At 62.7% G+C, this 21,197-nt stretch carries 22 protein-coding genes; 9 read left to right on the top strand and 13 right to left on the bottom strand.

The features are described 5' to 3' along the window. The first annotated feature begins 9 nt into the window (after window positions 1–9). The 5 genes from WN982_RS28700 to rhaS all read left to right on the top strand — a co-directional run bounded on the left by WN982_RS28700 (window position 10) and on the right by rhaS (window position 5,681). Window positions 10–903, top strand: a complete 894-nt coding sequence (locus WN982_RS28700) for an amidohydrolase family protein (protein ID WP_341318955.1) — start codon at window positions 10–12, stop codon at window positions 901–903. Between the two features lie 40 nt (window positions 904–943). Continuing rightward, window positions 944–2,527, top strand: coding sequence for a sugar ABC transporter ATP-binding protein (locus WN982_RS28705; RefSeq protein WP_341318956.1), 1,584 nt, complete (start codon window positions 944–946; stop codon window positions 2,525–2,527). Further along, window positions 2,524–3,582 carry an ABC transporter permease gene (locus tag WN982_RS28710; protein ID WP_341318957.1) on the top strand — a complete coding sequence of 353 codons (1,059 nt, stop codon included), beginning with the start codon at window positions 2,524–2,526 and terminating at the stop codon, window positions 3,580–3,582. Before WN982_RS28705 ends, WN982_RS28710 begins: the two co-directional genes overlap by 4 nt. Beyond that, on the top strand, window positions 3,575–4,591 hold the full coding sequence (locus WN982_RS28715; protein ID WP_341318958.1) for an ABC transporter permease: 1,017 nt from the start codon (window positions 3,575–3,577) through the stop codon (window positions 4,589–4,591). The genes WN982_RS28710 and WN982_RS28715 overlap by 8 nt, the downstream gene beginning before the upstream one ends. An 82-nt stretch (window positions 4,592–4,673) precedes the next feature. Then, window positions 4,674–5,681: a rhamnose ABC transporter substrate-binding protein gene (gene rhaS, locus WN982_RS28720; RefSeq protein WP_341318959.1), complete on the top strand. Its 1,008-nt coding sequence runs from the start codon at window positions 4,674–4,676 to the stop codon at window positions 5,679–5,681. 6 nt (window positions 5,682–5,687) lie between these two features. On the opposite strand, the gene WN982_RS28725 is transcribed toward rhaS, so the two are convergent. The 5 genes from WN982_RS28725 to WN982_RS28745 all read right to left on the bottom strand — a co-directional run bounded on the left by WN982_RS28725 (window position 5,688) and on the right by WN982_RS28745 (window position 9,641). Beyond that, window positions 5,688–6,767, bottom strand: coding sequence for a CmpA/NrtA family ABC transporter substrate-binding protein (locus WN982_RS28725; RefSeq protein ID WP_341318960.1), 1,080 nt, complete (start codon window positions 6,765–6,767; stop codon window positions 5,688–5,690). Between the two features lie 10 nt (window positions 6,768–6,777). Continuing rightward, window positions 6,778–7,353 (bottom strand): ANTAR domain-containing protein, encoded by a 576-nt coding sequence (locus WN982_RS28730; protein ID WP_341318961.1) that lies wholly within the window; start codon window positions 7,351–7,353, stop codon window positions 6,778–6,780. A gap of 846 nt (window positions 7,354–8,199) precedes the next feature. Next, entirely contained in the window at window positions 8,200–8,478 is a 279-nt protein-coding gene (gene infA / locus WN982_RS28735; protein ID WP_341318962.1) for a translation initiation factor IF-1, read from the bottom strand. 141 nt (window positions 8,479–8,619) lie between these two features. After that, entirely contained in the window at window positions 8,620–8,901 is a 282-nt protein-coding gene (locus tag WN982_RS28740) for a hypothetical protein (RefSeq protein ID WP_341318963.1), read from the bottom strand. A gap of 521 nt (window positions 8,902–9,422) precedes the next feature. Then, window positions 9,423–9,641 (bottom strand): hypothetical protein, encoded by a 219-nt coding sequence (locus WN982_RS28745; RefSeq protein ID WP_106277571.1) that lies wholly within the window; start codon window positions 9,639–9,641, stop codon window positions 9,423–9,425. Between the two features lie 268 nt (window positions 9,642–9,909). Between WN982_RS28745 and WN982_RS28750 the strand changes: the two genes are divergently transcribed. The 3 genes from WN982_RS28750 (at window position 9,910) to WN982_RS28760 (ending at window position 11,070) form a co-directional block, all read left to right on the top strand. Then, window positions 9,910–10,554 carry a PAS domain-containing protein gene (locus WN982_RS28750; protein ID WP_341318964.1) on the top strand — a complete coding sequence of 215 codons (645 nt, stop codon included), beginning with the start codon at window positions 9,910–9,912 and terminating at the stop codon, window positions 10,552–10,554. A gap of 68 nt (window positions 10,555–10,622) precedes the next feature. Continuing rightward, window positions 10,623–10,817, top strand: coding sequence for a DUF1653 domain-containing protein (locus WN982_RS28755; protein ID WP_341318965.1), 195 nt, complete (start codon window positions 10,623–10,625; stop codon window positions 10,815–10,817). A gap of 58 nt (window positions 10,818–10,875) precedes the next feature. Further along, window positions 10,876–11,070: a YqaE/Pmp3 family membrane protein gene (locus WN982_RS28760; protein ID WP_341318966.1), complete on the top strand. Its 195-nt coding sequence runs from the start codon at window positions 10,876–10,878 to the stop codon at window positions 11,068–11,070. Window positions 11,071–11,134: 64 nt separating this feature from the next. On the opposite strand, the gene WN982_RS28765 is transcribed toward WN982_RS28760, so the two are convergent. Both WN982_RS28765 and WN982_RS28770 read right to left on the bottom strand, forming a co-directional pair. Then, window positions 11,135–11,443, bottom strand: a complete 309-nt coding sequence (locus WN982_RS28765; protein WP_341318967.1) for a 2Fe-2S iron-sulfur cluster-binding protein — start codon at window positions 11,441–11,443, stop codon at window positions 11,135–11,137. A 106-nt stretch (window positions 11,444–11,549) separates the two neighbouring features. After that, entirely contained in the window at window positions 11,550–13,535 is a 1,986-nt protein-coding gene (locus WN982_RS28770) for a sigma-54-dependent Fis family transcriptional regulator (RefSeq protein ID WP_341318968.1), read from the bottom strand. An 851-nt stretch (window positions 13,536–14,386) separates the two neighbouring features. Here WN982_RS28770 and WN982_RS28775 point away from each other — a divergent pair. Next, window positions 14,387–14,677, top strand: a complete 291-nt coding sequence (locus tag WN982_RS28775; RefSeq protein ID WP_115100227.1) for a DUF1488 domain-containing protein — start codon at window positions 14,387–14,389, stop codon at window positions 14,675–14,677. A 313-nt stretch (window positions 14,678–14,990) separates the two neighbouring features. On the opposite strand, the gene WN982_RS28780 is transcribed toward WN982_RS28775, so the two are convergent. From WN982_RS28780 to WN982_RS28805, 6 genes are all read right to left on the bottom strand, one after another. After that, window positions 14,991–16,292, bottom strand: a complete 1,302-nt coding sequence (locus WN982_RS28780) for an NCS2 family permease (protein WP_341318969.1) — start codon at window positions 16,290–16,292, stop codon at window positions 14,991–14,993. A 187-nt stretch (window positions 16,293–16,479) separates the two neighbouring features. Further along, window positions 16,480–16,977, bottom strand: coding sequence for a YaiI/YqxD family protein (locus WN982_RS28785; protein ID WP_341318970.1), 498 nt, complete (start codon window positions 16,975–16,977; stop codon window positions 16,480–16,482). Between the two features lie 298 nt (window positions 16,978–17,275). Next, complete coding sequence (locus tag WN982_RS28790; protein WP_341318971.1) at window positions 17,276–17,536, bottom strand: DUF4148 domain-containing protein; 261 nt, start codon at window positions 17,534–17,536, stop codon at window positions 17,276–17,278. Between the two features lie 119 nt (window positions 17,537–17,655). Then, complete coding sequence (locus WN982_RS28795) at window positions 17,656–18,429, bottom strand: slipin family protein (protein ID WP_341318972.1); 774 nt, start codon at window positions 18,427–18,429, stop codon at window positions 17,656–17,658. Next, complete coding sequence (locus WN982_RS28800; RefSeq protein ID WP_341318973.1) at window positions 18,426–19,997, bottom strand: nodulation protein NfeD; 1,572 nt, start codon at window positions 19,995–19,997, stop codon at window positions 18,426–18,428. The genes WN982_RS28795 and WN982_RS28800 overlap by 4 nt, the downstream gene beginning before the upstream one ends. An 83-nt stretch (window positions 19,998–20,080) precedes the next feature. Beyond that, window positions 20,081–21,118, bottom strand: coding sequence for an AraC family transcriptional regulator (locus WN982_RS28805; protein ID WP_341318974.1), 1,038 nt, complete (start codon window positions 21,116–21,118; stop codon window positions 20,081–20,083). Between the last annotated feature and the right edge of the window lie 79 nt (window positions 21,119–21,197).

The following is a 21,197-nucleotide window of genomic DNA, read 5'->3' on the forward strand; positions in this document are numbered from 1 at the left end:
GGGTGTCGCATGCAGGTCGTCGATTCGCATATCCATCTGTGGGATCTGAAAACGCATCGCTATCCATGGCTGGAAAATCCGGGCGTGTCGTTTGTGGGCGACGCACGCGCGTTGAAGCACGACTATCTGCTCGCCGATTTGCTCGGTGAAGCGGGCGATATCGAGGTGCTGAAACTGGTGCACGTCGAAGCGAATCACGATCCTGCCGATCCGGTCGAAGAAACGCGCTGGCTGCAGTCGATTGCGGATCGCGCCGAATCGCGCAGGATGCCGAACGCGATCGTCGCGGCCGTCGATCTGTCGGCGCCGAACGCGCCGCAGGTGCTCGAAGCGCATGCGGCGTTCGCCAATACGCGCGGCGTGCGGCAGATCCTGAACGTGCACGGCAACAAGCTGTTCGATTACGTCGGCCGGCATTTCATGCGCGAGCCGCGGTGGCGCGAGCATTTTGCATTGCTGCGCCGTTACGACATGTCGTTCGATTTGCAACTGTATCCGTCACAGATGGAGGAGGCGGCAGCGTTGGCGCGGGAGCATGGCGACACGCTTTTCATCGTCAATCACGCGGGGATGTTCGTGGACCGCGATAGCGCTGCGGGTTATCGGGCGTGGCGGGACGGTATGCGCTTGCTGGCAGGTTGCAGGAATGTGGCCGTGAAGATCAGCGGATTGGCGATGTTCGATCATCGATGGACCGTTGAAAGTCTGCGGCCCTATGTGTTGGAAACGATCGATACGTTCGGCGTGGAACGCGCGATGTTCGCGTCGAACTTTCCGGTCGATCGATTGTTCGGGTCGTACACGGATTTGTGGCATGCGTATGCGTCGATCGTCGGCGGCGCGAGCGCGGCGGAGAAAGACGCGCTGTTCTGCCAAAACGCGGAACGTATCTATCGCATCTGAAGAAGACCTCACAAGCCAGGCACAAAGAAGGAGACAAGCAGTGCAGCAACCGACATCCGCTGTGCCCAGGCTCGAACTGCGGCATGCGAGCAAATCTTTCGGCCGGGTCCGTGCGCTATCCGACGGCGATCTCGCGCTATGGCCGGGCGAAGTGCATGCGCTGCTGGGCGAAAACGGCGCGGGCAAATCGACGGTAGTGAAGATTCTCGCGGGCGTGCATCAACCGGACACCGGTGAGCTTCTGATCGACGGCGTTGCACGCCGCTTCGCAACACCGGCTGAAGCGCGCGATGCGGGCCTCGCGGTCATCTATCAGGAGCCCACTCTGTTCTTCGATCTGTCGATTGCGGAGAACATCTTCATGGGGCGCCAGCCGGTCGATCGGTTCGGCCGCATTCAGTACGACGCGATGCGCCGCGAAGTGGACGGCCTGCTGTCCTCGCTCGGTGTCGAGCTGCGCGCCGATCAATTGGTGCGCGGGTTGTCGATCGCAGATCAGCAGGTGATCGAAATTGCCAAGGCGTTGTCGTTGAACGCGAACGTGCTGATCATGGATGAGCCGACCGCCGCGTTGTCGCTGCCGGAAGTCGAGCGGCTCTTTGCGATCGTGCGCAAGCTGCGCGAGCGCGATGTGGCGATTCTGTTCATCACGCATCGGCTCGACGAAGTGTTCATGCTGACGCAACGTGTAACGATCATGCGCGACGGCGCCAAAGTGTTCGATGCACTCACGGCGGATCTCACGACCGAGGCAATCGTCGCGAAGATGGTCGGCCGCGATCTGGAAAGCTTTTATCCGAAGGCCGATTGTCCGGCGGGCGAAGTGCGCTTGTCGGTGCGCGGCCTCACGCGAGTGGGCGTGTTCAAAGACATCTCATTCGACGTCCGCGCCGGCGAGATCGTCGCGCTGGCGGGCCTGGTGGGCGCAGGGCGCAGTGAAGTGGCGCGGGCGATCTTCGGCATCGATCCGCTCGACTCCGGCGAAATCCGGATCGGCGGTAAGCGTCTCACAGCGGGCCGGCCTGCCGCGGCGGTGCGCGCCGGTCTCGCGCTGGTGCCGGAAGATCGCCGGCAGCAAGGTCTGGCGCTGGAGTTGAGCATCGCGCGCAACGCATCGATGACGGTGCTTGGACGCCTCGTCAAACATGGCCTCATCTCCACGCGCAGCGAGACGCAACTGGCGAATCAATGGGGCACGCGCTTGCGCCTCAAAGCCGGCGATCCGCATGCGCCGGTCGGCACGCTGTCTGGCGGCAATCAGCAAAAGGTCGTGCTCGGCAAGTGGCTGGCGACCGGCCCGAAAGTGTTGATCATCGACGAACCCACACGTGGCATCGACGTCGGCGCCAAGGCCGAGGTGTATAGCGCGCTCGCCGAACTGGTGCGCGACGGCATGGCGGTGCTGATGATTTCAAGCGAATTGCCTGAAGTGCTCGGCATGGCCGATCGCGTGCTGGTGATGCACGAGGGACGTATCAGTGCGGATATAGCGCGCGCCGAAGCGGACGAAGAGCGCATCATGGGCGCCGCGCTCGGTCAACCGATTCCGCCGTTAGGGCACGCCCCGAAGGAAGTCCCCCGCACCGAAGGACGTCCCCTTGGGGGATTGGGGGGCGCTGCATGATGCGCCATTCCTCGACCCATCCCGCGCCGGTTCAGGCGCCCGTTGCGAAGCGCGCGAGCGCAAGCTCCGGCGGCTTCCTCGCGAACCTCGCCAAAAGCCGCGAGACGACGCTGTTCGTCGTGCTCATTCTGCTGATCGCCGGCACCGGGCTAGCGAAGCCGCAGTTTCTCAATCTGCAAAATCTGCGCGACGTGCTGCTGAATGTGTCGATCATCAGCTTGCTGACGGCGGGCATGACGGTAGTGATCCTGATGCGGCATATCGATCTGTCAGTGGGATCGACGGTCGGCATCAGCGCCTATGCAGTCGGCAGCCTGTATGTCGCGTTTCCGCATATGCCCGTGATCGTCGCGCTGGCCGCGGGGCTTGCGATCGGTCTGGTGGCGGGCAGCATCAATGCACTGCTGGTTGCGGTGGGACGCGTGCCGTCGCTGGTGGCGACGCTTTCCACGCTCTACATCTTTCGCGGCGCTGACTACGCGTGGGTGCACGGCGGGCAGATCAACGCGACCAGCTTGCCCGACGCGTTTTCCCGACTCGCTACCGGCGCTTTCGTCGGCATACCAACGCTCGCGCTGATCGCTATCGTCGTGCTGGTCGGTCTCGCTGTCTATCTGAAACAGTTTCGCGGCGGCCGCGAACACTACGCGATCGGCTCGAATCCCGAAGCTGCGCGCCTTGCCGGTGTGAACGTCGAGCGTCGCGTGATGGCGGGTTTTCTGCTGTCCGGCGCGATAGCCGGGTTCGCGGGCGCGCTGTGGCTCGCGCGTTTCGGCACTGTCGATGCGAGCACCGCGAAGGGTATCGAATTGCAGGTGATCGCGGCAGCGGTGGTGGGCAGCGTCGCGATTACTGGCGGCGTCGGCACGATTCTCGGTGCAACGCTCGGTGCGCTCGTGCTGGGCGTCATCAGCATCGCGCTGGTCGTGCTGCACGTGTCGCCATTCTGGGAACAGGCGATCGAGGGCGCGCTGATCGTCGCCGCGATTACCGCCGATACCTTGCTGGCCCGCTCCGTCGCCAAACGCATGATGAGGAAACGCGATCATGGCTAGACCCGATTCCGCCTTGCTCACGCGCAAACGCGAAACGCCGCTGCAATGGGAAGTATTGCTGGTGATCGTGCTGGTTTTGTCGCTCGCGCTTGGGCGGTTGTTGTCGCCTGTGTTTCTCACCGGCGCGAATCTGAGCAACGTATTGGCGGATCTGACCGAGATCGCGTTGATGGCGTTGCCGATGACGCTGATTATCGTCGCGGCGGAAATCGATCTGTCGGTGGCGTCGGTGTTGGGTGCATCCAGTGCGTTGATGGGCGTGCTCTGGCATATGGGCTTGCCGATGCCGGTGGTGATCGTGCTCGTATTGATTGCCGGCGCGTTGGCCGGCTTGCTGAACGGATTGGTCATTGTGAAGCTCAATCTGCCTTCGCTCGCGGTCACGATCGGCACATTGGCGCTGTTTCGCGGCCTCGCGTATGTGCTGCTCGGCGATCAGGCGGTGGCGGATTTTCCGGCGGCTTATACGGCGTTCGGCATGGATACGCTGGGTGCAACGTTTATTCCGTTGCCGTTTGCGATCGTGATTGTGGGGGCCGTGCTGTTTACCGTGTTGCTGCAGTCCACCGCGTTTGGCCGCAGCCTTTATGCAATCGGCGCGAACCCGACCGTAGCGGCTTTCTCCGGCATCGAAGTAGCGAAAATCAGGCTGCGCCTGTTCGTGCTCTCCGGCGCGATGAGTGCGTTGGCGGGCGTCGTCTATACGCTGCGGTTTACCAGTGCGCGCGGCGACAACGGCGAAGGGTTCGAGCTGTCGGTGATCGCGGCGGTGCTGTTCGGCGGCGTGAGTATTTTCGGCGGACGCGGCTCGATGATCGGTGTCTTGTTGTCGCTGCTGATTATCGGCGTGCTGAAAAATGCGCTGACGCTCGACGACGTATCGAGCGAAACGCTCACGATCGTCACCGGCGTGCTGCTGCTTGCATCAGTGCTGATTCCCAATTTGGTCGCCCGTTGGCGTGCGGCGCGCGACCGGCGTTTCATCGCGAAGTCTGCGTCTTCCCTATAACTTCCTCGTAAAACCGGCTGACAAGAGAAATACCGACAACCCGAATAGCATTACGTCCAACAACCAAAGCAGGAGACACTTCATGTTCAAACCTCTACGTCACACCGGCACGGCCGCGCTTTGCGTTGCGCTGCTGGCGATCAGTTGCGCGGCGGGCGCCGCCGGCCTCAAGAGCGGTCTGAAGATTGCGTTCGTGCCGAAGCAGATCAACAACCCGTACGAAGTGATCGCCGATGACGGCGGCATGGCCGCAATCAAGGAATTCAACGGCGCAGGCAAGGTAGTGGGCCCATCGGATGCGGGCGCATCGTCGCAAGTGCAATACATCAACACCTTGATCACGCAACGGCAGGACGCGATCGTGATCGCGGCGAACGATGCGAACGCCGTCGTGCCGTATCTGAAGAAAGCAATGTCGCAAGGCATCAAGGTCGTGACCTTCGATTCGGACACGGCGCCTGAAGGGCGGCAACTGTTCGTCAACCAGGCGAATGCCGAAGGTATCGGCCGCGGACAGATTCAGCTGGTCTCGAAGCTGATGGGCGGCGAGGGCGAGTTCGCGGTGCTGTCGGCCACGCCGAACGCGACCAATCAGAACACGTGGATCAAGTGGATGCAGGAGGAGCTGAAAAAACCCGAGTATTCGAAGATGAAGCTCGTGAAGATCGCATACGGTAACGACGACGATCAGAAGTCGTTCGTCGAAACGCAAGGCTTGTTGCAGGCGTATCCGAATCTGAAGGCGATCATCGCGCCGACCACGGTTGGCATCGCTGCGGCGGCGCGTTATATCTCGACGTCGTCGAGCAAGGGCAAAGTGGCGGTGACCGGTTTGGGTACGCCCAACCAGATGCGTGCGTTCGTGAAGAACGGCACGGTCAAGGCGTTCCAGTTGTGGGACCCGAATCAGCTGGGTTATCTGGCTGCTTACGCGGCGGCGAGCCTTTCTTCCGGCGCGATCAGCGGCAAGGAAGGCGAATCGTTCGACGCAGGCAAACTGGGCAAGCGCACGATCGGGCCCAAGGGCGAAATCATCCTTGGACCGCCGACCACTTTCGATGCGAGCAATATCGACAACTTCAACTTCTAGTCCGCTTCACGATAAACGAGGCACGTCGGCGGGCACCGCTACGCCGACGCGTGCGGCGGCCTCGCGATACAACTGCGTCTGATTGATCTTCGCCGCAATCCCCGCGTAATCCGCGCGCCTATCGATCATTCCCCAGCGTTCGAACTGCGTGAGAAACCACGCGCCCTCGATCGCGTGCGGGTAATTCACCGTGCCATCGTCGAAGAATCGAACCGGCAGACGTTGCGGCATCGATGTTGCAACCTCATTGCCGAGCCGCGCCGCAATCAGCGCTTCATCGATGCCGATGAATTCGGGCCGCGCGAGCCAACGCGCAATCTCCGCGCGATGTCCGGCGCCGTCGAGCCAGCGGCACGCTTCGAGCATCGTCTGCACCAGCGCGCGCGCCGCATTCGGATTGGCAGTGACGAAATCGCGCCGGCACGCCAGCACCTTCTCAGGATGATTGGGCCAAACCTCGCTCGTATAAGCGACCGTGCGGCCTACGCCGTGAGCTTCGGCCATGGCGTTCCACGGCTCGCCGACACACAAGCCGTCGAGCTTGTCTTCGGCGAGCGCCGCGACCATTTGCGGCGGCGGAATCACAACGCTTTCGATATCGCGCAGCGGATGCACGTCTTGCGACGCGAGCCAGTGGTACAGCCACATCGCGTGGGTGCCGGTAGGGAAGGTCTGCGCGAACACGGGTTTGCGGCCGAGCGTGGTCAATGCCTTGGGCAAGGTGCCATGTTCGGCCAACGCATCCGCGAGACGATTCGACAGCGTGATCGCCTGGCCGTTGCGATTGAGCACCATCAGCACGGCCATATCCGTTTGCGGACCGCCCAGTCCGAGCTGCACACCGTAGACGAGACCGTAGAGCGCGTGCGCGGCGTCCAGGTCGCCGCAGAGGAGTTTGTCGCGCACGGCAGCCCATGACGGCTGGCGACATAGCTCAAGCGTCAAGCCGTGGGCGTGCCCGAATTCGAGCAGCTTCGCGGCGACGAGCGGCGCGGCATCGGACAGCGACACAAAGCCGAGCCGCAGGTGCGTTTTCTCGAGCCGCGTGGGCGTGGATGATGGGGTCAGGGGGGCGGGAGAGTTCATGAGCAGCGCTTCATTTGAGCGAGTCTGCCGCGGCGACGATGGCGCGCGCGACCTCGGCGAGTTTGACGCCCTGGTTCATCGCGCGCTTGCGCATGTTGGCGTAGGCGGCGTGTTCGGTGATTTTCTGCTGATCCATCAGCAGGCGTTTGGCGCGGTCGATCAGCTTGCGTTCGGCGAGTTCGTTTTCGACTTGCGCGAGGCGTTCGCGCAGCTGCGATTCCTGCGCGAAACGCGCGAGCGCGACTTCGAGAATCGGCGCGAGCCGCTCCGTCTCCAGTCCTTCGACGAGATAAGCGGTGACGCCCGCGCCGACCGCATCGCGAATCAGTTGCTGGTTCGCGTCGTGACTGAACATCAGCACGGGGCGTGGCGCGGTGGCGTTCATCACGGCGAGTTGTTCGAGCGTGTCGCGCGACGGCGATTCCGTATCGATGATGATGACATCCGGCCGTTCGCTTTCGACCACGCGATGCAGCGCTTGCGGCGTCGCGGTGCCGGCGAGCATGTCGTAGCCGAGCCGCGCGAGGGCATCGCGCAGATCGCCTATGGGCTTATCGGTATCGGTGACGAGGAGGACGCGCAGCATGAGGTGTGGCTTATCGGATCGCCGCAGGCGTTGAGTACGCTACGGCGAAGTCGAACAACATTGTTCAACAAATTATGTGCTGAAGCGCGCAAGCGTGTGCGTCGCGGGCCAGCGAGTCGTATCGAGAGGCCAAAACAGGTATGGCTTCGTCGCGTCCAGCATCGTTGCCGGATAAAACGTTTAAGCAACGGCCGTGCCAGAAGGCGGCCGGCTGATAAAGGCGAAGGTAATCATGGCGTTGCGAGGCCGGTGTGTGGGGTCGGCTGCACCCTGACGGGGCACGGCATCGCTATGCACCGAACCGGCGCATAGCATGAGTCGCAATACGCTGAGGGCGTACTGCAGCGTGGTAGTGGATTACACGTCAGACCATGTCGATAATTCATCCCGTACTGCTTCGATCACCGCGTCCCACTCATGAGAGATGCATCAGGTTCGGACTTTGCGAGCATTTGAAATCCGCCGCTGCTGGAATCTTGAAGGCTTCTATTTGTTCGTCGGATAACTTACCCAGCGCGTCAGACTATCGGCGCGCCTGGTCAGGAAGAGCGGGTCGTCGAACAGGCGCGCAGAAGCGCCGCCGGAGACGATCTCGGGGCGGTATTCGGGTTGTACCAGGAAGCGAGGAAGGGGGCGAAACATCCGCTGGCGGCGGAAAGCACCAGGCGCCGAAGCGAGGGATAAAGCAGGCAATAAAGCAAAGCGACGCCGCGGCGCGCCGCTCAGGCCCGAGTCATCGAGTCAAGCCGGAGAAGGCGCGCGAAAGGCTTCGCGAACAACTAGCTGCATCTGGGCAATCGGTCACGCAACAATTGCTCAGAAAGCGCGGTCAGCGTGCCGCCGGCATCAACGACGACGGAATTGTGTTTGCGTATTGCGGGCGCCGCCGCCACCGGAGGCGCGCTCGTCTTTGTGACGGAAATTGATCCGGCCTTTGGTCAGATCGTAAACCGACAATTCCAGCGTGACGCGGTCGCCCGCGAGAATACGGATGTGGTTCTTGCGCATGCGTCCGGACGCGTAAGCGCCAACCACGACGCCGTTGTCGAGCGTCACGCGGTAACGGCTATCCGGAAGTACTTCGTCGACGATACCGTCAAGTTCAAGCAGTTCTTCTTTCGCCATGCATAACTCCTGGTCGATGGGATAAGTGGGTGTTGGTCGATAGGCAGAGCCGCTCGGCACAACAACATCTGATACGTATGACGGAGGGCTCAGGAGCCTCCCGCCGTGCGGCAATAGCAGCGGATGCGCTGCTATTGCCGCTCAAAGATCGGCGACAGACTGGCCTTCGATGCGGCCGTCGATCAACTGCTCGGCGTGCGCCATGCACGCAATGCGTGCCTTGCCCGTGCCGTCGAACGGAAACAGATACTGCAGACGGAACACACGGCCGTCTGCCGCCGGATTGGCGCCGACGCGGCAAATGCGTACCGATGCGTCGTAGCCTGCGTCCGGATTGCGGCCCGTCTGCGCGTCCGTCGGGCGGCGCGGATAGACGAGCGGGTGAATTTCGTAACCCTTGTAGGTCTTGACTGCTGAATTCATGAAGCACATGTCCTGTATTACGTGGCTGCCGTGTCACGCGTGTTACGCGCGGCACGACAGACCGGGCAGCGCAGCACCTTGGGGCGCGCCGCCATGGAAAAAGGTTGGCACAGGCCCGATGGCAAGGGCTTGAGCGCGGCCGCGCAAAATCGCGGATTCGATGGAGAAGAAACACGCTGATGTCGCGCAGACATCGGGCGTGTAAAAGCTGAACAACTCAGCTGCACAACTCGCGACGGCGAATGCATGCGGCGCATTGCCGGAGTGACGGGATCGCCGACAGGCGGCGGTCGAACAGCCGGGGATGGTGCGGAGATGCCGATTTGGACTGCCGGTGCTACGGATGCGGAATACAGCTATTCCAATATGATGCACTAAATGGGGCTAATTGGATAGCAAAAAGTTCCGCGCATGGGCAAACCGTCCAACCGGCGGGGGTTTGGGCGAGAAAGACCGTCCGCGGGCGACGCGCCGGCGGACGCGGACGGCATGGCGTCGTGGGGGGAGAGGGCGGGCGACGTTCAGCGGGAGGTTTCGGCGACGCGTTTTTGCAGCTCGCGCGATGCCGCGAGCGGAATGCGCGCGTCATCCCAGCCGGCCAGCCATTCGACTTCCTTCGACGTAAAAATCTGTCCGTGATTGCGCAGCGTGTATTGCAGTGAATCGATGATGTGATTGCGGATGATTTCCGGCGTGCCTTCGTCATCGAGCACGGCGCGAAACGCTTCGAGCGTAGCCATCTGTTGCTCCGTGAAATAGATGGTTCTTTTATCGCACGAAAAAAAATCGCTCGCCAAGCGGACAAAATTCGCCGTGTGCCGACGCACCAACATAAACGTCTGCCGCTGCGGTCGCCGCCGCTGATCGGGGTGGCTACAATGGCGAGCTGACGTGCCAGGCTGCGCAACCTTGTTGTGCTTGCAAGGCTTGCTGGTTTCAACCCCGGCGATGCCGTATCGGCTCACCTGAGCGGAGCGGCGCCGCATACATCCAAGACTGCGATTTCCAATGGGCAAGACAAAAGTCTCTCCTGTCAAAGACCTGCTGCTGGACCGCTACGCTCCCATTGCCGACGGCATCGCGGCGCTGTTCTATCCGTGCGCCGAAGTCGTGATTCACGACCTGCGCGACCAGACCATTGCGTATCTTGTGAACAACCTGTCGAAGCTCGAAATCGGCGGGCCGTCGGTGCTCGACGAAGTCCACTACGCGGCACGCGGCCGGACCATCGGTCCGTACGAAAAGCTCAATTGGGACGGGCGGCGCATGCGCTGCGTGAGCAACATCCTGTTCGACGACGAAGGCAAGCCGGCCGGCATGCTGTGCGTCAACTTCAATATCGCGGTGTTCGAAGACGTGCGCTCGACCCTCGATCTGTTCATCAAGGGCGGCAATCTGACGGACGCGCCCGCGGAAGAACTGTTTCGCGACGACTGGCAAGACCGCATCAACACGTTTTTGCACGGCTGGCTGCGCGAGCGGCAAATCGGCGTTAATGCGCTTACGCGCGAACACAAGCGGGAGATCGTCGAGGCGTTGCACGCACAAGGCGCGTTTCGCGGCCGCAGTTCCGCGAACTACGTGGCCGCCGTGCTCACGATGGGGCGCGCGACTGTCTATAAGATTCTGAAACAGATGAAAGAGGGCGGCTGATCGGGCGGCTAATTGGGCGGGGTGCGCGGCCGAAAAGCGCTGCAGTTTTCAATTCAAGGAGGATTCGAATGGTGCGTTACCGACACTACAAAGGCGGCATTTACGAACTGCTTTGCGAGGCCACGCTGGAGTCCGATCCGACGATCACGATGATCGTCTACAAAGCCAGCAATGGTACGATCTGGACGCGTCCGGCTTCGGTGTTTTTCGAGCTGGTCGAGTACGACGGCGACAAGGTGCCGCGCTTTGCGCCGATCAATTGACTGGCCTGCTCACGCGAATACGCGGGCGCCGGGCCGAATGAAAAAACAGGAAATCTGAATGCGTCTATTGCTTGCCATCATTCTGCCGTGGTTTCAGTTCTTTACGATCGGCCGCCCGTTTGCCGGGATCATCTGCCTGATCTTGCAGATTACGTTGATCGGCTGGATTCCGGCCGCGATCTGGTCGGTGTACGCGCTTAGCCAGTACAACACCGACAAGAAAATCGAACGCGCGATGGGCGGCCGGCAGTAAGGCTTGCGGTGGCGTTCGCAGCAGCCGTGCTCGCTAGCGCCGGTGCCGGGCGTGGGACGGGTGGTTAGCGCGGCGGCAATTCGACCGCGTCCGGCGCTTCGATCACCACGTCGGTTTCCGCGATCGCCACGCACGGCAGGATATAGCCTTCGGTCTTTTCTTCCCGGCTGAGACCCGGCCATTCGATCGTGTAGCGCACGCGCCCCGCGGTCATTTTGCATAGGCACGTGCGGCACGTTCCGTTGCGGCACGAACGCGGCAGACGCAGGTTGACGAAACCGGCTGCTTCGAGAATCGTCAGTGAATCGGGCGCTTCGAAGGTTTGGCCGAGCGGTTCGACGCGAACGAGAGGCGGGCGGACAGGGTCGGACATCGTGTGGAATGGTGACGGAATGCGCCACACTTTACACGGAGCGCGCGACGCTCACCCAGTGCCCGCCGCGCGCCTATTCCATTCACACAGCATCGCCGTTGCGCTTTCAGTGCGTGCTACCGCGCCGCAAATACCGGTACACCGTATTGCGCGCGAGCCCAAGCTCACGGGCCGCCGCCGATACATTGCCGTCGAGCCGCGCTAGCGTCTGGGCGATTAACGTCGTCTGCCAGTCTTCCATGCGAGCGGGCGAGGCCGCGACCGGTGCCGCAGCGGCATGCACGCCATTGCCATTGTCATCGCACGAAGCCGATGTGGGCGGCTCCGCGATGTCGTCAGACGCGGCATCGATGCAATCCTGCAGGAAGTCGTCCGGCAAATCTTCGAGTTCGATCTGCGGCGTGCCTTCGGCCATGATGCTTGCGGTGCGCAGCACGTTCGCCAGTTGCCGCAGATTGCCCGGCCAGCGGCATTGTGCAAACTGCTCGAGCACGGCCTCGGACACGCGTCGCGGCAAGCGCTCGCTGTCGGGTTGCAATTCCAGCATGCGCGTGACGAGGGCCGCCAGATCGGTGCGATCGCGCAGCGCCGGCAAGGTCACGACGAGTCCGTTGATCCGGTAATACAGGTCTTCGCGAAAGGTGCCGGCTTCGATCATCGCGCGCAGGTTCCGGTGGGTTGCGCAGACGATGCGCAGATCGACCGGAATTGCCCTTGTGCCGCCGAGCGGCACGACGGTGCGCTCCTGCAGGACGCGCATCAGCCGCACTTGTTGCGCGAGCGGCATATCGCCGATTTCGTCGAGAAACAGCGTGCCGCCGTCCGCCTGCACGATCTTGCCGACGCTGCCGCGTTTTTTAGCGCCGGTGAACGCGCCGTCTTCGTAGCCGAACAACTCCGCTTCGATCAGCGTATCCGGCAACGACGCGCAGTTCAGCGCGACAAAGGGTGCGGCCCGGCGCGGCGAATCGTGATGGATCGCGCGGGCGAGCCATTCCTTGCCGGTGCCGGTTTTGCCGAGCACCAGAATCGGGATATCGCGGCCGCGCAGCTTCGCGACCCGCCGCAGGATCGCGGAGACTTGTGCGTCGCCGGTGTCGAGCGTTTCGAGCGTGGCGCGGGGCGCCAGTTCGCACGAACGAGCGCTGGAGCGCGTTTCGCCCGCGGCCACCATCCGCGATGAGGCGGCGAAGCCGTCTGCCGGCCCGACGTAGCGCGGCGCCGCATATTCGCCGCGCGCCACCACGCGCACGCCGCTTGGCAGCGTCAGCACGATGTTCTCGCCCGGTGCGCGGGTTGTCTGCTGTAACAGCGTGGCGAATGCGATGCCGAACAGCGCGTCGAACGGTTGGCTTTGCAGATTGGCTAGCGGCTGGCCGAATTGAAACAGGGCACTGCGATTTGCCGACTGAAACGTGCCATCCGGCGCGAACGCCGCGAGCCCTTCGAACAGCGTGCCGATGAATTCCGCGCGCGCATGAAAGTGGATGCGGATCGAGTCGGCGAATTGATTGGAGAACAGATGATTTTCAATCATCTGCGCCGACATCCGCACGAGCGCCAGCGTGTGCTTGTGAAAACCGCGCGTGTCGCCGCTCACATCGAGTGCGCCGATGGTGCGCCCGAACGGGTCCGCGATCGGCGCACATGAGCAGGTAAGAATCCGGTTGGCGTGCAGAAAGTGTTCATCTGCATGCACGACGGTCGGCTGCCCGTCGATGAGCGCCGTGCCGATTGCGTTCGTCCCGCGATCCGCCTCGGCCCACGAAACGCCCGGACATAGCGCGACACGATTGGCTTTTTCGACGAAGTCGCTATCGCCGAGACTATGCAGGATGACTCCGCGATTGTCGGTGAGAAGCACCATGCTTTGGGTATCGACGATCTGCGCGTGGAGCGTCTCCATGACAGGAAGAGCGTGGATATAAAGCGACTGATTCCGATCGACGAGTTCACGCAGCGCGGACTTGCGCAGCGGATGAAAGTCTGGCGTTTCCGACGCACGCAGGCCGACTTCCAGCGAGCGCGCATGAGCTTGCGCGATGACATCAGGCCGACCGATGGTGGCCGGCGTGGCAGGACGATGGATCAAAGCATGTCTCCGGTAATACGGACACAGCGGGTACGTTGCCCGCCGTTGTCGTTCCGCAGCGCACCATAAGCGGCGCGCCGGCCGAACATCGATATTACAGGACGAAGCAAAGACCGCGCAGCGCGGGAAAAAACCAGGGGAGCGGCGTGAAGAAGTACCGCTCGGCGCGCGCAGCGCGAGCAATCGGGCCTGAACCAAACGCAGACGCCAAAGCCGGCTAGTGGTTTTGTGAAGCACCGCTATGGCACGCGCAGCGCGAGCAACCGACCCTGAACAAACACAGACGCGAAAACGGCGGGCGGTTTTGTGAAGTACCGCTACGGCGCGCGAAGCGCCGCCGGAAGAATGACTGCCTTGTCTCCAGGGTGGAATGTGCGAGAACACAGATTCCAGATGCACCACTACCGTGACTGCGCGGGGGACCCGCTTAAAAATTAGCGGTTTTAGCCGCTTTCTTTTGCCTACATTTCTTTGCGGCCGGCGCCCCGAAGGAAGTCCACTTGGTGGACAAAGAAAAGTAGGTGCCGCCCCGCACTGGGGCAACACTAATAAACCAATAACAAATCAAGGAAAGGCCAAAAAAACAGCAGGGCTACGCCAAAAAACCTCTCGGGCTACGCCCAAAAACCAAACAAAAAAGGAAAAACTTGCACCGCGCTACAACTCGTCTAAAGTAAATCCAATCACCTCCGCGAGGCGCGAACTACGCCAATGACGCAAAAGGAGTGATAAGCCCGCGCCACCGGCATTCGAAAAGGAGGGGAAAAAAGGCAAAAAGCGCGATTCCATCAGACTAGCGTGCGCAGCACATCCAACCCATGCGCAGCACCCGACCATTTAGGTGAACTCCCATGCAGATACTATTCCCGAACGAATCCCCTGAATATTCAGGGCGCGAACTTACCTTGGCGTTCCCGGCGATGGTCGATGGAGAGAGGGTGGAGTGCATGATCACCGCCGAGGCACTTGAGGACCATTTCGGCGCCGCGTCGCCGCGTATTGAGGACATGATTGGCGCATTCGACGCGCACCGGGCTCGCATTGAGGCGGCCACGAGGCGTTTGCTGTCGGAGACGAGAGCGCAATGCCTGATACTCCGCAGTGGCTACGTGCGTTTCTACGAAGCAAACTGGCGCAACTGAAGGAGGACGCGCTGACTGGCTGAAAGCAGGGAAGAAAGCCGCGCTAATGCAACAAACGCAACAAACGCAGACCAAGGCGCGGCGCCAGCAACAAAACTGTCAGCGGCCAGTCATGCCGCTAGCGTAGCGTTCGCGCGCTAAAGAATCAAAGAACAATCAAACCATCCGCCGCCGCGTCCGATCCTTGATCGAGCCACGCGAGGGTCACCGCATGCCCAATCATCTGATGACAAAGCGTGCCCGACCAGAGCGGCACCCATCGATCCAGATCTAACCGAGGTTAACCGCTCTGCGCCTCAGCGCGCCGCCGCGCTCACTCGCTGCCGAGGTAGAAATAACGGAACAGGAAAATCGCCGCGATAACCCACACTACCAGCTTGACCTTACGCGCCTGCCCGGTCAGCAGTTTCAGCCCCGCATACGAAATAAAACCGAACGCGACGCCGTTAGCGATCGAGTAGGTGAACGGCATCAGCAGCGCGGTCAGCGCGGCCGGCACGACCTCGGTGGCGTCGTCCCACGGCAGATCGAGCATTTCGCGCAGCATCAGACACGACACATACAGCAGCGCCGGCGCCGTCGCATAGCCGGGCACCACGCTTGCCAGCGGCGCGAAAAACAGCGCCGCGAGAAACAGCACGGCGACGGTGAGCGCCGTCACGCCGGTGCGGCCGCCTGCCTGCACGCCCGACGCGCTTTCGATATACGCGGTGGTCGACGAGGTGCCGAGCATCGAGCCGGCCAGAATGGCCGTGCTGTCGGCGAGCAACGCGCGATTGAGCCGATACATCTTGCCTTCGACCAGCAGGCCGGCGCGGTTGGCCACGCCCATCAGCGTGCCGGTCGCGTCGAACAGTTCGACGAGGAAGAACACGAGGATCACGTTCAGCACGCCGCCGGACAGTGCACCGCGAATGTCGAGCTGGAACAGCGTCGGCGCAATCGACGGCGGCGCTGAGACGATGCCGTGAAACTGATTGCCGCCGAAGAAAAAGCTCAGCACCGTCACTCCGACAATGCCGAGCAGGATCGCGCCGCGCACCCGCAGATAGTCGAGCGTGACGATCGCGAAGAAGCCGACTACGGCGAGAATCACATGCGGGTTATGCAGGTCGCCGAGCGTGACGAGCGTGGCCGGATTGCCGACCACCACGCCGGCGGACTTCAGCGAAATGATCGCCAGAAAGAGCCCGATGCCGCCGGTGATCGCAATGCGGATCGAATGCGGAATCCCGTTGACGATCACTTCACGCACGCGAATCAGCGTGACGATCATGAACAGACACCCGGAGATGAACACCGCGCCGAGCGCGGCCTGCCAGGTGAAGCCCATGCCCTTGACCACCGTGTACGCGAAGTACGCGTTCAGGCCCATGCCGGGCGCGAGCGCGATCGGATAGTTCGCGTAGAGGCCCATGATCAGCGAGGCCAGTGCGGCCACGATGCAGGTCGCGACGAACACCGCGTCTTTCGGCATGCCGGCGTCGCCGAGAATCGCCGGGTTGACGAAGATGATGTAGGCCATCGTCAGGAAGGTGGTCAGCCCAGCGAGCACTTCGGTGCGCAGGTTGGTGCCGGCGGCGTCGAGGCCGAAGTAGCGTTTTATCGAGTCCATGAGGCGCTTCTCTCGTCGTTTCAAAAGTGTTTCTTGTTGGGGCGTGTGATGCGTAACGAATGCCCAGGGCCGGCGCGCCGCGCGATGCGACACTGAAGCTCGGCCGCTCGAGCAAGGCTACGGGCGGATTGTAATCATGATTGGTGGCGGCAAACCGCATCGCGGGGACAACGTGCGAGGCGCAAGGTCATTCGGCGGGTGGCTCGTCAGGCATGTGCGGCGCCGGCGCATCGGATTGGAGCCGTTGCCGTGCCAGCCAGCGATCCAGCTCACCCGCGAAGTTTTTGCTGTCGCGTGGGCTGAACGCCGCCGGTCCGTCGGTATCGACGCCGCTGCTGCGCAGCTGGTCGAGCATCGAGCGCATGCGCAGCCGTTCTTCGATTGTGCCCGGCGTGTACCAGTTACCGCGCGGGTCGAGCGCCTGCGCGTTTTTGGCGAGCACGGCGGCGGCCAGCGGAATATCGGCGGTGATCACGAGGTCGCCGGCGGCGACGCGCTCGGCGATCAGGTCGTCGGCGGCGTCGAAACCGGCCGGCACCTGGATCGCACGGATCAGCGGCGACGGCGGCACGCGCAGAAACGAGTTGGCGACCAGCGTGAGCGTCATGCCGGTGCGGCGCGCCGCCCGATACAGCATCTCCTTGATCACGACCGGACAGGCGTCGGCGTCTACCCAGATTGGCATCGTTCGAATTCCGGCTGCGTGGGGAAAGGGGCGAGATGATACCTTGCCAGTGTGCGGGGCGGGGCGGCAAGCGAATTTATGTTGTTCCGGCGTGAAGCGGCCGGCGTTCAAACATGCGGCGAAAGATGAAGCCCGGTGGGACGGTTGCGCGACGGCGCGGGTGAAACGGATTCAGGCAGAAGGATGCAGCAAGAAAAGGTCATTCGCGAGGCATGCCAGGCCGACATTGCCCGCGACCGTTGCAGTCGCGGGCGGCCAGGCATACCGCGTTAAAACTGGACTCACTGAGCGGGTCCGACTACTGCGTCACGCTCCCGCCCGATCCCTGCGCCCGCCGCGCGGCGACGATGCGGCCCGCACGTAGCGCGTTGTCCGGATAGTTGATCCAGTCGAGCGGATCGTAGCCGGCGGCGCGCCAAGCGGCCAGATCGGCTTTCACTTCGGCACGCGTTTTCGGCGCCGACGGATCGTAAGGCCGCGCCGACGTCTGCGCGAACGCCGTGCTCATACAAACGGCGGCAAGCAGTGCGCCGAGTCCAATTCGAGAAACGATTTTCATGACTAGCTCCCGTGGAGCGGTTAAAAATGACCTCCGTATTTTAGTTTTCAGCAGCCTTTCGAGTAAGACGAAGAAAGGCAATGCACCATTTCATTCAGCGATTCAAAGCGACCCACGGCTCACGCTTGTGGCGGCTTGCTGAAGCGATCCAGTACCGCGCTCAGCAGATCGATCGGCAGTGGAAACACGATGGTCGAATTCTTGTCGGCGGCAATCGTCGTGAGGGTTTGCAGATAGCGCAACTGCATCGCCTGCGGCTGCCTCGCGAGGGTCTGCGCCGCTTCCAGCAGATGCTGCGAGGCCTGCAATTCGCCTTCCGCGTGAATTACCTTGGCGCGCCGTTCGCGCTCGGCTTCGGCCTGGCGCGCAATCGCCCGGATCATCGTTTCGTTGATGTCCACGTGCTTGATCTCGACGATCGACACCTTGATGCCCCACGCGTCGGTCTGTGTGTCGAGCACTTTCTGGATGTCGGCGTTCAGTTGCTCGCGCTCCGCCAGCAGTTCGTCGAGCTCGTGCTTGCCGAGCACTGCGCGCAGCGTGGTTTGCGACAACTGGCTGGTTGCTTCGAAGTAACGCGCCACCTGAATCACCGCCTTCTCCGGATCGACCACGCGGAAATACACCACCGCGTTGACCTTCACCGAGACGTTGTCGCGCGTAATCACGTCTTGCGGCGGCACGTCGAACACGACGGTGCGCAGATCCATCCGTACAGCCTGTTGCACGATCGGGATGATCAGCACCAGGCCCGGCCCCTTGACTTTCCAGAAGCGCCCGAGCATGAAGACGACGCCGCGTTCGTACTCCCTGAAAATCCGTATCGCTGACGCGAGTAGTACGGCCACCAGCAGAATCAGAATGCTGCTGAAGCCAAATGTGAAACCGATCATGAGCGTTCTCCTTGTTGTATTGCTTCCGCGGGCTCAACGGTCAGCGTCAGGCCGTGCCGCGCGGTGACGCGCACCGCATGGCCCGCCGCGAGCGGCGCCGTGCTGGACACCCGCCAGCGTTCGCCGTGTACCCGCGCCCAGCCGGCCACCGTCCCACCGTCCGGCAGCAGACCGCCGTCGAGCACGACGCCGAGACTGCCGACAATCGCTTCCGAGCCGGTCACCACGGGCCGGCGTCTGGCGCGCAACGCGACGCTCGACACCGCGAACACGAACACGACGCTGAACACGGTGACGGCGGCGATCATCGGCAGCGGAATGCCGTAGCCGGGCACATCGGTATCGATCAGCATCAGCGCGCCGATCGCGAACGCGACCACGCCGCCAAAGCCGAGCGAGCCGAAGGTCGGCAAAAACGCCTCGGCGATCAGGAACGCGGTGCCGAGAAAGATCAGGCTGAGGCCGACGTAGTTGATCGGCAGCATCTGCATCGCGAAGAGCGCGATCAGCAGACTGATCGCGCCGACCACGCCCGGCAGCACAAAGCCCGGATTGGCGAACTCGAAGAAGAGGCCGTACATGCCGATCATCAGCAGAAGCAGCGCGACGTTCGGGTCGGTGATGACCGCGAGGAAATGGGTGCGCCAGTCGGCTTCGAGCGTGACGACCTGCGCGCCGGCGGTGCGGAGTGTGACGTTGCCGCGAATCGTATTGACCGTGCGGCCGTCGACCTGACGCAGCAGATCGGGCACGTCGCGCGCATTCAGATCGACGACATGCTGCTCGAGCGCATCGCTGGCCGACAGGCTGACGGCTTCGCGAACCGCGCGCTCGGCCCACTCGGTGTTGCGTCCGCGCATTTGTGCGAGGCCGCGGATGTAGGCGGCGGCGTCGTGGACCTGCTTGCGCAGTTCGGTCGATTGGGTGTCGAGCGGCAGTGTGCCGCTCGCTGCACTAGTTGCATTGGCCGCACTGGCCGCACTGGCCGCACCGGCTGAGGCCGGCGTCGCGGGCTCGGTTTTCGGTGTGCCGGGCATCCCAGGTGTTCCCGGTGCCCCGCCAGGCGGCTGCGCGCCGCCAATGCCCAGTTGCACCGGTGTTGCCGCGCCGAGATTGGTGCCCGGCGCCATCGCTGCGATGTGGCTGGCGTACACGATGTAGGTGCCGGCACTCGCCGCGCGCGCGCCGCTCGGGCCGATAAATGCCGCGACCGGCACCGGCGAGCCGAGAATCGCCTTGATGATCTGCCGCATCGACGTATCCAGCCCGCCGGGCGTATCGAGTTGCAGCACGGCGAGCTGAGCGTGCTCGTCGTCGGCGCGTTGCAGGCCGCGCACGATGAAATCGGCGCTGGCCGGATCGATCGCGCCGCTCACCGGAATCACGATGATCCGGTTGGGCGCGGCGGCGGCCTGAAGCGGCGAGGGGCCAACGGGCAGCGCTGCCGCAAACGTCAAAAGTACGCCAAGCGCGGTCATGCCGCGCATCAACCGGCCCACGATTCCGCTATGGATAAGCGGACGATGTGGACCAGACTGCCGGAACGGGAGACGCGGATACGTTCTCATCGCTGACGGCCGCCACGCCGCATCGACGGATGTCGAGCGGCGCGGGCCGCAACCCCAAAAAAGGCTGGCCTGTTACTAACAGCTTAGTCCGATTCCGCGCGCCGCGTGAGATCCGTGCGCGCCGGCCGGTAATCGGTCGGCCGCATGCCGGTCCACTTGCGAAACGCGCGATGAAACGCGCTCGGCTCGGCAAAGCCGACGGCGGCGGCGATGTCGGCGATGGTGCGGTCGGTATCCTGCAATTCGCCGATTGCGATGTCGCGCCGCAAGTCGTCTTTGATCGACTGATACGTATAGCCTTCCTGCTTCAGACGCCGCCGCATCGTCGCCTCGGCGACGTTCAGGCGCTGCGCCATCTGATCGGCGGCGGGCCAGCTGAACATCGGCAGCGCGCGCAGCATCTTGCGTACGCGCGCGGCGAGCGAGCCGGGATTGCGATACTTGACGATGAAGCTGCCGGGCGCATCGCGCAGGAACGGCTTCACCGATTTCGCCGTCTGGATCACCGGCAGTTCGAGAAACGCCGGCGACAGATCTACGTAGGAGTCGGGCTGATCGAACGTCATATCGTCGCAGAACATCAAGCGGTATTCATGCGCGGCGGGCGGCTCCGCGCAGCGAAAGCGCGCTTCGAGCAGCGGAATGCGCCGCCCGACCAGCCAGCACAACAGGCCGTAGACGACGATGAAGTAGGTCGCGTAGGCGAACATCGCGGGTGGCGGCGCGCCTTCGCGTTCGACGAATCTGAGCCGCACGCGCTGCGCGTCGGTTTCGATCTGCGCGCCGAGGTCGTCCAGCACCAGCCGCATGAAGCCGACCGCGCGCGCCAGGGCTTGCGCGCCGCTGCGCGCGGTCAGCGCCGTTTGCGTCATCGCGATGAAGCTGCCGCTCTTCATGGGATGCGAGTCCTGGCCGAAGAATTCGTCGTCGAGCGCGCGGGCGATGCCGGCCCACAGCGCGCCGTATTGCGCCGACGACACCCGGCTTTTTGGCGACGCGAGCATCGGCGCGGCGATGCCGGCGGCTTCGGCGAGCGGCAACGCATCGAGCCCGCGCGCTCGCGCCAGCGCCAGGGTTTCCTCGACGAGGCTCACGGAAATCGTGCCTTTATCGTTTTTCATGAGTGTCCGGCTTGTTTGGCAAGGCTGGTAAATGCGCTCAACATTTTCCTTGTGGCGATTCGCTAAGCCTTTGAAAACG

The sequence above is a fragment of the Paraburkholderia sp. IMGN_8 genome (assembly GCF_038050405.1).
Lineage (GTDB): Bacteria > Pseudomonadota > Gammaproteobacteria > Burkholderiales > Burkholderiaceae > Paraburkholderia.

Bases quoted from the DNA above. Each gene is read 5' to 3' on its own strand.
- WN982_RS28700 (WP_341318955.1), top strand. From the start codon at position 10: ATGCAGGTCGTCGATTCGCATATCCATCTGTGGGATCTGAAAACGCAT.
- WN982_RS28710 (WP_341318957.1), top strand. From the start codon at position 2,524: ATGATGCGCCATTCCTCGACCCATCCCGCGCCGGTTCAGGCGCCCGTT.
- WN982_RS28715 (WP_341318958.1), top strand. From the start codon at position 3,575: ATGGCTAGACCCGATTCCGCCTTGCTCACGCGCAAACGCGAAACGCCG.
- rhaS (WP_341318959.1), top strand. From the start codon at position 4,674: ATGTTCAAACCTCTACGTCACACCGGCACGGCCGCGCTTTGCGTTGCG.
- WN982_RS28725 (WP_341318960.1), bottom strand. From the start codon at position 6,767: ATGAACTCTCCCGCCCCCCTGACCCCATCATCCACGCCCACGCGGCTC.
- WN982_RS28730 (WP_341318961.1), bottom strand. From the start codon at position 7,353: ATGCTGCGCGTCCTCCTCGTCACCGATACCGATAAGCCCATAGGCGAT.
- infA (WP_341318962.1), bottom strand. From the start codon at position 8,478: ATGGCGAAAGAAGAACTGCTTGAACTTGACGGTATCGTCGACGAAGTA.
- WN982_RS28740 (WP_341318963.1), bottom strand. From the start codon at position 8,901: ATGAATTCAGCAGTCAAGACCTACAAGGGTTACGAAATTCACCCGCTC.
- WN982_RS28745 (WP_106277571.1), bottom strand. From the start codon at position 9,641: ATGGCTACGCTCGAAGCGTTTCGCGCCGTGCTCGATGACGAAGGCACG.
- WN982_RS28750 (WP_341318964.1), top strand. From the start codon at position 9,910: ATGGGCAAGACAAAAGTCTCTCCTGTCAAAGACCTGCTGCTGGACCGC.
- WN982_RS28755 (WP_341318965.1), top strand. From the start codon at position 10,623: ATGGTGCGTTACCGACACTACAAAGGCGGCATTTACGAACTGCTTTGC.
- WN982_RS28760 (WP_341318966.1), top strand. From the start codon at position 10,876: ATGCGTCTATTGCTTGCCATCATTCTGCCGTGGTTTCAGTTCTTTACG.
- WN982_RS28765 (WP_341318967.1), bottom strand. From the start codon at position 11,443: ATGTCCGACCCTGTCCGCCCGCCTCTCGTTCGCGTCGAACCGCTCGGC.
- WN982_RS28775 (WP_115100227.1), top strand. From the start codon at position 14,387: ATGCAGATACTATTCCCGAACGAATCCCCTGAATATTCAGGGCGCGAA.
- WN982_RS28780 (WP_341318969.1), bottom strand. From the start codon at position 16,292: ATGGACTCGATAAAACGCTACTTCGGCCTCGACGCCGCCGGCACCAAC.
- WN982_RS28785 (WP_341318970.1), bottom strand. From the start codon at position 16,977: ATGCCAATCTGGGTAGACGCCGACGCCTGTCCGGTCGTGATCAAGGAG.
- WN982_RS28790 (WP_341318971.1), bottom strand. From the start codon at position 17,536: ATGAAAATCGTTTCTCGAATTGGACTCGGCGCACTGCTTGCCGCCGTT.
- WN982_RS28795 (WP_341318972.1), bottom strand. From the start codon at position 18,429: ATGATCGGTTTCACATTTGGCTTCAGCAGCATTCTGATTCTGCTGGTG.
- WN982_RS28800 (WP_341318973.1), bottom strand. From the start codon at position 19,997: ATGAGAACGTATCCGCGTCTCCCGTTCCGGCAGTCTGGTCCACATCGT.
- WN982_RS28805 (WP_341318974.1), bottom strand. From the start codon at position 21,118: ATGAAAAACGATAAAGGCACGATTTCCGTGAGCCTCGTCGAGGAAACC.